This window comes from Halorhodospira sp. 9621 (genome assembly GCF_022228055.1).
Taxonomy (GTDB): Bacteria; Pseudomonadota; Gammaproteobacteria; order Nitrococcales; family Halorhodospiraceae; genus Halorhodospira; species Halorhodospira halophila_A.
Genome location: NZ_JAJNRD010000048.1, coordinates 1 through 9,116, shown reverse-complemented (window position 1 = coordinate 9,116; position 9,116 = coordinate 1). Strand labels below are relative to the sequence as shown.

Below are 9,116 nucleotides of genomic sequence, written 5' to 3'. Positions count from 1 at the left end.
AACGCCGCCCTGCGGGTTGGTGACCGCCGCAGCGAGCAAGCCTGGACCCCTGTGCTCATCCACTGCGCGACGGCCGTCGATGCCGCCCGCCACCGCTTCATCCAAGCCCTCCGCCCGACGTGGGCCGATCTGGCGCGCCAGTGGCTCGGCCTGGAGAACCTGGAGCTGCGCTACTATCGGGGCGCTGCCGCCGAAGCCGCGTGGGAGGATGTCCTCGATGAGCAGCTCGAGCGCGACCGCACCGCCGGTTTCACCCACCGCGGCCCGCACCGGGCCGACCTGCTACTCAGCCGCGAGCGCATCCCTGCCGCCGACGCCCTTTCCCGGGGCCAGCAGAAGCTGCTGGTCGTCGCATTGCTGGTCGCCGAAGTTCAGCTCTGGGCACGCCAGGGTCTGGCGCCCCTGCTCCTGATCGATGATCTGCCTGCCGAACTCGATCCGGTGCACTTGCGCACGGTGCTGCACACCGTGACCGATCAGCCGACCCAGATCTTCCTGACCGCCATCGACGGCGACGCCCTCCCGGTCAATCTGCCCCCGGGCCACTGGTACGACGTACGCGAAGGCAGCCTGTCAGCGATGGTATAATGCCGTTTTACGGCCGGACCCCCGGTCCAGACGCACCCCTTGAGAGGCTGAATCATCGATGACCACGGAGATTACGCCGCAGTACGACTCCGAGAGCATTCAGGTGCTGCGCGGGCTCGATGCCGTCCGCAAGCGCCCGGGCATGTACATCGGCGATACGGACGACGGCACGGGCCTCCACCACATGGTCTTCGAGGTCCTCGACAACTCCATCGACGAGGCCCTCGCCGGACACTGCTCCGAGATCACCGTCACCCTCCACGCGGATCATTCCGTCACCGTGACCGACAACGGTCGCGGCATCCCGGTGGACACCCATGCTGAGGAGGGCGTCCCCGCGGCGCAGGTCATCATGACCGTGTTGCACGCCGGGGGTAAGTTCGATGACAACAGCTACAAGGTCTCCGGTGGCCTGCACGGCGTCGGTGTCTCGGTGGTGAACGCCCTCTCCGAGCGCCTGCGGCTGGTCATCGAGCGCGATGGCAAGGTCCACGTGCAGGAGTATGCCGACGGTGCTCCGGTCACCTCGCTCAAGGTCGTCGGGGAGACCGAGCAGACCGGTACGCGCATCACCTTCAAGCCCTCTGAGGCCGTCTTCACCGAGGTCCAGTACAACTACGACATCCTCGCCAAGCGCTTCCGGGAGCTCTCCTTCCTCAATCCCGGGGTGCGCATCGTCCTCAAGGACGAGCGGACCGAGAAAGAGGACGTCTTCGAGTACACCGGCGGCATCCGCGCCTTCGTGGAGCACCTCAACCGCAACAAGACCCCGCTGCACCCGACGGTGTTCTACGTCACCGCCTGGCGAGACGGTGTCGGCGTGGATGTGGCGATGCAGTGGAACGACTCCTACCAGGAGAATATCTTCTGTTTCACCAACAACATCCCGCAGCGCGACGGCGGCACCCACCTGGCCGGCTTCCGCGGGGCGTTGACTCGTACGGTGAACGGTTACCTGGAGACCGAGGGCTACCTGAAGAAGCTCAAGTCCACTCCGAGCGGCGAGGATGTCCGCGAGGGTCTGACCGCCGTGGTCTCGGTCAAGGCGCCGGATCCCAAGTTCTCCTCGCAGACCAAGGACAAGCTCGTCTCCTCCGAGGTGAAGGGGATTGTCGAATCCCTGCTCTCGGAGTCGCTGCAGACCTTCCTCGCCGAGCACCCGCCGGAGGCTCGCGCCATCGCCGAGCGGGTCATCCAGGCCAGCCGCGCCCGCGAAGCGGCGCGCAAGGCCCGCGAGATGACCCGGCGCAAGGACGCCCTGGACATCGCCGGTCTGCCCGGCAAGCTCGCCGACTGCCAGGAGCGCGACCCGGCCAAGTCGGAGATCTATCTAGTGGAGGGCGACTCCGCCGGCGGCTCTGCCAAACAGGGACGGGACCGGCGCACCCAGGCGATCCTGCCGCTCAAGGGCAAGATCCTCAACGTGGAGAAGGCGCGTTTTGACAAGATGCTCTCCTCCGCCGAGGTGGGCACCCTGATCACCGCGCTCGGCTGTGGCATCGGCCGTGATGACTTTGATCCGGATAAGCTGCGCTACCATCGGATCATCATCATGACCGACGCCGACGTGGACGGCTCGCACATCCGCACCCTGCTGCTGACCTTCTTCTATCGGCAGATGCGTGAGTTGGTCGAACGCGGCAACGTTTACATCGCCCAGCCCCCGCTGTACAAGATCAAGCGGGGTAAGCAGGAACACTACGTCAAGGATGAGCGCGAGCTGACCGATTACCTGCTGGAGCTGGCCCTTGACGGCGCCGCCCTCCACCCCGGCGGTGGTGCCCCGCCGATCACCGGCGAGGCCCTGGGTCGGCTGGCCCGTCGTTACTATGAGGCGATGGAGCTGATCGAGCACGTCTCACGGCGCTGGGATCCGGCCATCCTCGAGCAGATGACCACCTTGGCCCCGCGCGGCGAGGACGACATCACCGATGCCGCGGCCATGCAGGCGTGGTTCGAACAGCTGGTCGAGCGGGTGGAAGCCGCCACCGATGCCAGCATGCGTTATCGCGTGACGGTCCAGCGCGGCCCCGACGGGGGCTTCCAGGAAGCCGTCGTTACCCGGCGTCGCCACGGCCTGGATCAGGAGTACCGTTTTAACCCGCAGTTCTTCCTCTCGGCGGAGTACGAGACGCTGAAGGCCCTCGCCTCGCTGCTCGACGGGCTCCTGCACGAAGGCGCCGAGGTGCTCCGTGGCGAGCGGCGGAGACCGGTCGGCAGCCTCCGCGAGGCGGTGGATTGGCTCATGGAGGAGGCCAAGCGCGGGCAGACCATTCAGCGCTACAAGGGTCTGGGCGAGATGAATCCGGATCAGCTCTGGGAGACCACCATGAATCCGGAGACCCGCCGCCTCCTGCGGGTGACCATCGACGACGCGGTGGCCGCCGACGAGATCTTCACCACGCTGATGGGGGATCACGTGGAGCCGCGGCGCGACTTCATCGAGCGCAACGCACTGGCGGTCTCCAACCTCGACGTCTAATACCGCGGTCGTCCCCGGCGACCACGGCGGGGCGGGGGGGCCGGGGGGGGGGGGCCCCCCCCCCCCCCCCCGGGGGGGGGGGCCCCCGCCGGGGCGTTGCCGCCCCCGGCGCGGTTATCCGTCCGGGGGCCGGCCCTCCAGCTCCACCATCTGCCGCTCGATCCAGGCCTCGACCTCCGCAGTGATTTCCTCGGCGCTGCGGCCCTGGGTGGCCACAGGGGGACCGATGACAACCTCGATCCGCCCGCTGCGCCGCAGCGGGCTGTTACGGCCCCAGAACGAGCCGGCATTGTGCGCCACCGGCACCACCGGGACCCCGGCCCGGATGGCCAGCTCGGCACCGCCACTGCGGTAGCGGCCCTTCTGCCCTGGCGGGATCCGGGTTCCTTCCGGGAAGATAATGACCCAGCGCCCGCGCCGCAGCCGATCCGTGCCCTGTTCGATCACCTGTTGCCGTGCGGTGCCGCGGGCTTGGCGGTCGATGGCGATCGGCTCAAGCAGCCGCAGTCCCCAGCCGAAGAATGGGATGCGCAGCAATGACTCCTTGAGCACCCACGTCTGCGGCGAGAACCACTTCAGTAGGGCTAGCGTCTCCCACGCCGATTGGTGCTTGGCCATGACCACCGCGGCTCCCTCGGGGCGGTTCTCCAGTCCCTGCACCCGATAATCGAGGCTGCACAACCAGCGCGCCGACTCGATGACCACCAGCCCCCAGGCGCTAAGAAAGCGGTAGCGCGACCGGTAGCCGAGGGGATACGTAAGCAGCCCCAGCACGGTCCAGATCGGGGCGGTGACAGCCATCAAGGCCAGGTGTAGGCTGCTGCCCAGCCACTCGCGTGGAGTGCCGCCCTTGATTGTCATGGTTCCTCCTCCTCGAGCAGACGCGCCGCCGCTGCGGCCAGGTCGGCGTGGATCTCCGTCCCCGGCGGCAGCCCGCCCCGCGCCAACGTTTCCTCGCCCTTGCCGGTGCGTACCAAGATCGGTCGTGCGCCGACCGCGGCGGCGGCCTCCAGGTCCCGCGCCGAGTCGCCGATCACGGGTACGCCCTCGAGCCGCTCCTCCAGCCGTTCGGCCAGTTCGCGGTACAGTCCGGGGGCCGGCTTGCGACAGGTACACCCGTCCCCAGGACCGTGCGGGCAGTACGCCAGCGCGTCGATACAGCCGCCGGCTGCAGAGACGGCCTGCTCGAGCTTAGCGTGGATGGCTTCCAGGGTCGCTGCGTCGAACAGTCCCCGGGCCAGACCGGACTGGTTCGTAGCGATGGCCACCCGCCAGCCGGCCCGGCTGAGCCGGGCCATGGCCTCGATGCTGCCGGGGATCGGTACCCACTCCTGCGGGGTCCGGATGAAGGCCTCGGAGTCGCGATTGATGACACCGTCCCGATCCAGGATGAGCCACGGCATAACGGCGGCTTCAGCCCGGCAGGTGGGAGAGGTCGGCCACCGCGCGGAAGGCGTGCCGGACGGCCCCGAGGAGCTCCAGCCGGCGCTGGCGCACCGCTTCGTCGTCGGCCATCACCATGACATCAGTGAAGAATCGGTCGACGGGCTCGTGCAGGCCTGCCAGAGCGGTGAGCGCTGCGCCGTAATCGGCCGCTTCGATGCATGGCTGAGCCTCCGCCCACGCCCCCCGCAGGGCCTCGGCCAGTGCCTGTTCGGCCGGCTCATCGCCGGCGGCCACGGCCTCCGGCCGCGTTTGAGGATCGAGTCCGGCACGGCGCAGGATATTGCCGATGCGCTTGTTCGCCTCGCCCAGGGTCTGTGCTTCGGCGCGCTCGCGGAACGCCGAACAGGCCGCCAGGCGGCGGTGGAAATCCAGAGGCGAAGCCGGTTCGACGGCGGCCACCGCCTCGAACACCTCGGCGGCGTAGCCCCGCTCGGCGTAGTAGCCCCGGAGCCGCTCGTGACAGAAGCCAGCGACCTGTTCGGCGATGCCGTCGGTCGCCACCCCGCACTCGTCGGCGATCATCCCGGCGGCGGTGTCCAGCAGCTCGCGCAGCGAGAGGTCATGGCCGCCCTCGATCAGGCAGCGGAGCAGGCCGATGGCCGCCCGGCGCAAGCCGAAGGGATCTTTGTCCGCCGAGGGCGGGCCGTCGGCGGCGAAGATGCCGACTAGGGTATCGATGCGGTCGGCGATGCTGACAGCCTGCCCCTCCGGCGTGTGAGGCAGGGCATCACCGGCAAAGGCCGGCCGATAGTGGGCGCCGATGGCCGCCGCCACGGCCTCGCCCTCGCCGTCGGCCCGCGCGTAGTGGCCACCCATGATCCCCTGCAGCTCAGGGAACTCGTCGACCATCTCGGTGACGAGATCGCACTTGGCCAGCAGCCCGGCGCGGCCTGCCGCATCGGCATCCGCACCGATCTGCCCGGTGACCCGCTCCGCCAGACGGCTGATTCGCTCGCTGCGTGCGCGCAGATCGCCCAGGCGGCGGTGGAAGACTACGTGCTGCAGCTGCTCGAGCCGCTCGCCCAGGGGCAGGCGCCGGTCCTGCCGCCAGAAGAACTCGGCGTCCGCCAGGCGGGGCCGGATCACCCGTTCATTGCCGTGGCGGACCTGCTGCGGGTCGCGGCTGTCGATGTTGGCCACCGTGATGAAGCTTGCCAGCAGTCGGCCCTCGGCACCGCGCACCGGGAAGCAACGTTGGTGTCCCTGCATGCTGGAGATAAGGGCCTCTTCGGGCATCGCCAAGAAGCGTTGGTCGAAGTCGCCGGAGAGTGCCACCGGCCACTCCACAAGGCCCGTCACCTCGTCGAGTAGCGCCTCGTCACCCACCGGTGTGCCGCCGGCACGCTCGGCCTCCTGGCGCACACCCGCCTCGACGCGACGCCGACGATCGGCGAAGTCCGCCACGACCCGTCCTTGCTCCTCGAGCAATTGCTCGTAGACGCCGGGCTCGGGGAGGTCGATCCCGCTGCGACCCCGGCCGTGGAAGCGGTGGCCATATGTGGTCCGCCCGGTGGGAATGCCGAGAATGCTACCGGGGATCACCGCCTCGCCGAGCAGCGCCACCGTCCAGTGGATGGGCCGTACGAACTCGACCTCGCCGCTGCCCCAGCGCATGCGCTTGGGAATCGGCAGTCTTCCGAGCGCGGTCTCCACCAGCCCGGGGATGATCGCCTCGGCGGCCTCGCCCGGTTGGACCCCGCGCCAGACCAGTCGTGGGCCCTTGTCGGTGTCAACGCTCTCCAGGTCTTCGACGCTGACGCCGCAGGAGCGCGCAAACCCCTCTGCAGCCTTGGTGGGATTGCCATCGGCATCTTGGGCGGCGTCAAGCCGGGGCCCGAGCCGCTCGATCCGTTCATCGGCCTGGCGGGTGTCCACGGCCTCAATGCGCACCGCCAGTCGCCGCGGGGTGGCGAACGCCTGCACCCCCTGCGGCTGCAGGCGCTGCTCCTCCAGGGCGCCGGCGAGGTCATCCCGGAAGGCGGTCATCAGCCGCTGCAGGGCCTTCGGCGGCAGCTCCTCGGTACCGATTTCGATGAGCAGGGGGCGGCGTTCAGCCATGGGTGGACTCCTTATCCTGCAGCAGCGGAAAGCCAAGCTCCTCGCGCGACTGGTAGTAGCCCTGCGCCACGGTGCGGGCCAGATTGCGCACCCGCAGGATGTAGCCCTGGCGCTCGGTGACCGAGATGGCGCCCCGTGCGTCGAGCAGGTTGAAGGTGTGCGAGGCCTTCAGGACCTGCTCGTAGGCCGGCAGCGGCAGCCCTACCTCGACCAGGCGTTGGCACTCCTGTTCCTGGTGCCGAAAGGCCTCGAGCAGCGCCTCCACGGGGGCCTGCTCGAAGTTGTATGCCGACTGCTCGCGCTCGTTCTGCAGGAAGACGTCGCCGTAGGTGACCGGCCCCGCATCGGTGTGCGTCCAAATCAGGTCGTAGACGCTCTCCACGTTCTGCAGATACATGGCGATGCGCTCGAGCCCGTAGGTGATCTCGCCCATCACTGGCCGGCAGTCGAGTCCGCCCACCTGTTGGAAATAGGTGAACTGGGTGATCTCCATGCCGTTGAGCCAGACCTCCCAGCCCAGGCCCCAGGCCCCGAGGGTCGGTGACTCCCAGTCGTCCTCGACGAAGCGGATGTCGTGGATCTGCGGGTCGATGCCGAGCTGCTCCAGCGAGCCGAGGTAGCGCTCCTGAAAATCTGCCGGCGACGGCTTAAGAACCACCTGGAACTGGTAGTAATGCTGCAGGCGGTTGGGGTTGTCACCGTAGCGCCCGTCCGTAGGCCGGCGTGACGGCTGGACGTAGGCGGCGTGCCAGGGCTCGGGGCCCACCGCGCGCAGGAAGGTCGCCGGGTGGAAGGTCCCCGCGCCCACTTCCATATCCAGTGGCTGCAGTACCACGCAGCCCTGTCGGGCCCAGTACTGCTGCAGGTTGAGGATGAGTTCCTGAAAATCCCGCGGTAGCTCGGCCAAGCTCGCCTCCGTTGATCCCGTCGGCTCAGTGCGCAGTAGCGGCGCAGTATAGCGATCCGGTCCGGGCACTTGCACGGGCTCAACGACCGTTTTGGTAGAATTCTCCCTCCACTCCGATACAGTTGCGTGTCATGCCCGAGCAACCGAAAGCCGTCGCGCTCATCTCCGGGGGTCTCGATTCCATGCTGGCCGCCCGCGTGGTCCAGGACCAGGGTGTCCACGTGGAGGGGATCAATTTCTACACCGGCTTCTGCGTCGAGGGCCACACCCACGCCATTCGCAGCAAGGATCAGCAACGGCCCAAGCGCAACAACGCCCTGTGGGTGGCCGAGCAGCTGGGTATGCCGCTACACATCGTCGATGTCATCGAGGAGTACAAGGAGGTCCTCACCAACCCCCGCTACGGCTACGGCGCTAATCTCAATCCTTGCCTGGACTGCAAGGTGTTCATGGTGCGCAAGGCCCGCGAGTGGATCGAGGCCAACGGCTTCGATTTCATCGTCACCGGCGAGGTGATCGGCCAGCGGCCCAAGTCCCAGACCCGGGACAAGCTGCCGGTGATCACCCGGGATGCCGAGGTCGAGGACCTGCTCCTGCGTCCGCTCTCGGCGAAGCTTCTGGAGCCGACGCGGCCCGAGCGCGAGGGCTGGGTGGATCGTGAGCGCCTCCACGACCTGCATGGCCGCTCGCGCAAGCCCCAGTTCGCGCTGGCGCGCAGCCTGGGCATCGAGGCCTGGGCGCAGCCCGCCGGCGGCTGCTGTTTTCTGACCGATGCCAGCTACTCGGCCAAGCTGGCCGATCTTTGGCAGGCGCGCGGTTCCCGTGAGTACGACCTGGACGACATCATGCTACTCAAGGTGGGCCGTCATCTGCGCCCGCGCGAGCACTTCAAGCTCATCATCGCCCGTGAGGCCGGTGAGACCCGCTTTCTGCAGGGCTACAAGCGCCGCTATCCGCACCTGCGCACGATCAGCCACGGCGGTCCGGTGGCGTTGATCGACGGCACCTGGGACGAGCACGACCTGGAGCTGGCGGCACGGTTGGTGGCTCGTTACTCTTCCGGGCGGAATGCCGAACGAGTCGATCTGGAACTCGAGGATACCGAGGGCAACGTGCAATCGCTCGCCGTGCCTCCGATGGCGCCGGAGAATGTTCCCGACGCGTGGTACGTGGGAGGCGATCATGGCGACGGATAACGAGCTCGACTGCCGCCATCTGCTTTGCCCGCTGCCGGTGATCCGCACCCAGGCCCAGGTGGCACGATTGGTCGCCGGCGATGAGCTGGAGGTGGTGGTCACCGACCCTGGTGCCCTCGAGGACATCCCGGCCTGGTGCCGGGTCCACGGTCATGAGGTCATCGCCACCGAGCCCAGCGGCGATGAGCACCGGATCCGCATCCGGGTCGGTGGGGCGTGAAGCCCATGCCGGCCGTAGCACCACGCCACAGGTGCGTCGGGGCGCGAAATGCCCCACAATAAGGCGCGGCTGCGGGGTTGATGCACCCTCCGGGCGCACGCCCCGCCCCATTGTTTCCCACGCAGAGGCTGTGAGCTTATGGCGCGTACCGGAGAAGATGTCCTCAAGCTGATCGAGGACGAAGACGTCAAATTCGTCGACCTTCGCTTTACCGACACT

Annotated in this window: 7 protein-coding genes and 1 pseudogene; 4 read left to right on the top strand and 4 right to left on the bottom strand. The window is 68.0% G+C overall.

The genetic code is table 11. The annotated features are described in order from the left end of the window. Together LRF89_RS12535 and gyrB are read left to right on the top strand one after the other, a co-directional pair. Positions 1–588: pseudogene (locus LRF89_RS12535) on the top strand (hypothetical protein); the annotation flags it as partial. A 58-nt stretch (positions 589–646) separates the two neighbouring features. Beyond that, positions 647–3,070: a DNA topoisomerase (ATP-hydrolyzing) subunit B gene (gyrB, locus tag LRF89_RS12530; RefSeq protein ID WP_238637276.1), complete on the top strand. Its 2,424-nt coding sequence runs from the start codon at positions 647–649 to the stop codon at positions 3,068–3,070. A gap of 114 nt (positions 3,071–3,184) precedes the next feature. Here gyrB and LRF89_RS12525 read toward each other — a convergent pair whose 3' ends face one another. The 4 genes from LRF89_RS12525 to glyQ are packed head-to-tail and all read right to left on the bottom strand — an operon-like array spanning position 3,185 to position 7,481. Next, a complete protein-coding gene (locus LRF89_RS12525) occupies positions 3,185–3,931 on the bottom strand; it encodes a lysophospholipid acyltransferase family protein (protein ID WP_238634193.1) in 747 nt (248 codons plus the stop codon). Then, complete coding sequence (gene gmhB, locus LRF89_RS12520) at positions 3,928–4,473, bottom strand: D-glycero-beta-D-manno-heptose 1,7-bisphosphate 7-phosphatase (protein ID WP_201170203.1); 546 nt, start codon at positions 4,471–4,473, stop codon at positions 3,928–3,930. The genes LRF89_RS12525 and gmhB overlap by 4 nt, the downstream gene beginning before the upstream one ends. A 10-nt stretch (positions 4,474–4,483) precedes the next feature. Next, the gene (glyS, locus tag LRF89_RS12515; protein WP_201242136.1) at positions 4,484–6,574 is read right to left on the bottom strand and encodes a glycine--tRNA ligase subunit beta; all 2,091 of its coding nucleotides are present in this window, start codon (positions 6,572–6,574) and stop codon (positions 4,484–4,486) included. Further along, positions 6,567–7,481: a glycine--tRNA ligase subunit alpha gene (glyQ, locus tag LRF89_RS12510; RefSeq protein WP_201242137.1), complete on the bottom strand. Its 915-nt coding sequence runs from the start codon at positions 7,479–7,481 to the stop codon at positions 6,567–6,569. Before glyQ ends, glyS begins: the two co-directional genes overlap by 8 nt. A gap of 131 nt (positions 7,482–7,612) precedes the next feature. Here glyQ and LRF89_RS12505 point away from each other — a divergent pair, with 131 nt between their 5' ends. Further along, a complete protein-coding gene (locus LRF89_RS12505) occupies positions 7,613–8,677 on the top strand; it encodes a tRNA (5-methylaminomethyl-2-thiouridylate)-methyltransferase (RefSeq protein ID WP_201170195.1) in 1,065 nt (354 codons plus the stop codon). Further along, the gene (locus LRF89_RS12500; RefSeq protein WP_201170193.1) at positions 8,664–8,897 is read left to right on the top strand and encodes a sulfurtransferase TusA family protein; all 234 of its coding nucleotides are present in this window, start codon (positions 8,664–8,666) and stop codon (positions 8,895–8,897) included. The genes LRF89_RS12505 and LRF89_RS12500 overlap by 14 nt, the downstream gene beginning before the upstream one ends. Positions 8,898–9,116: the final 219 nt, after the last annotated feature.

Excerpts from the sequence above, each read along its gene's own strand:
- gyrB (WP_238637276.1), top strand. The coding sequence starts at position 647 with ATGACCACGGAGATTACGCCGCAGTACGACTCCGAGAGCATTCAGGTG.
- LRF89_RS12525 (WP_238634193.1), bottom strand. The coding sequence starts at position 3,931 with ATGACAATCAAGGGCGGCACTCCACGCGAGTGGCTGGGCAGCAGCCTA.
- gmhB (WP_201170203.1), bottom strand. The coding sequence starts at position 4,473 with ATGCCGTGGCTCATCCTGGATCGGGACGGTGTCATCAATCGCGACTCC.
- glyS (WP_201242136.1), bottom strand. The coding sequence starts at position 6,574 with ATGGCTGAACGCCGCCCCCTGCTCATCGAAATCGGTACCGAGGAGCTG.
- LRF89_RS12505 (WP_201170195.1), top strand. The coding sequence starts at position 7,613 with ATGCCCGAGCAACCGAAAGCCGTCGCGCTCATCTCCGGGGGTCTCGAT.
- LRF89_RS12500 (WP_201170193.1), top strand. The coding sequence starts at position 8,664 with ATGGCGACGGATAACGAGCTCGACTGCCGCCATCTGCTTTGCCCGCTG.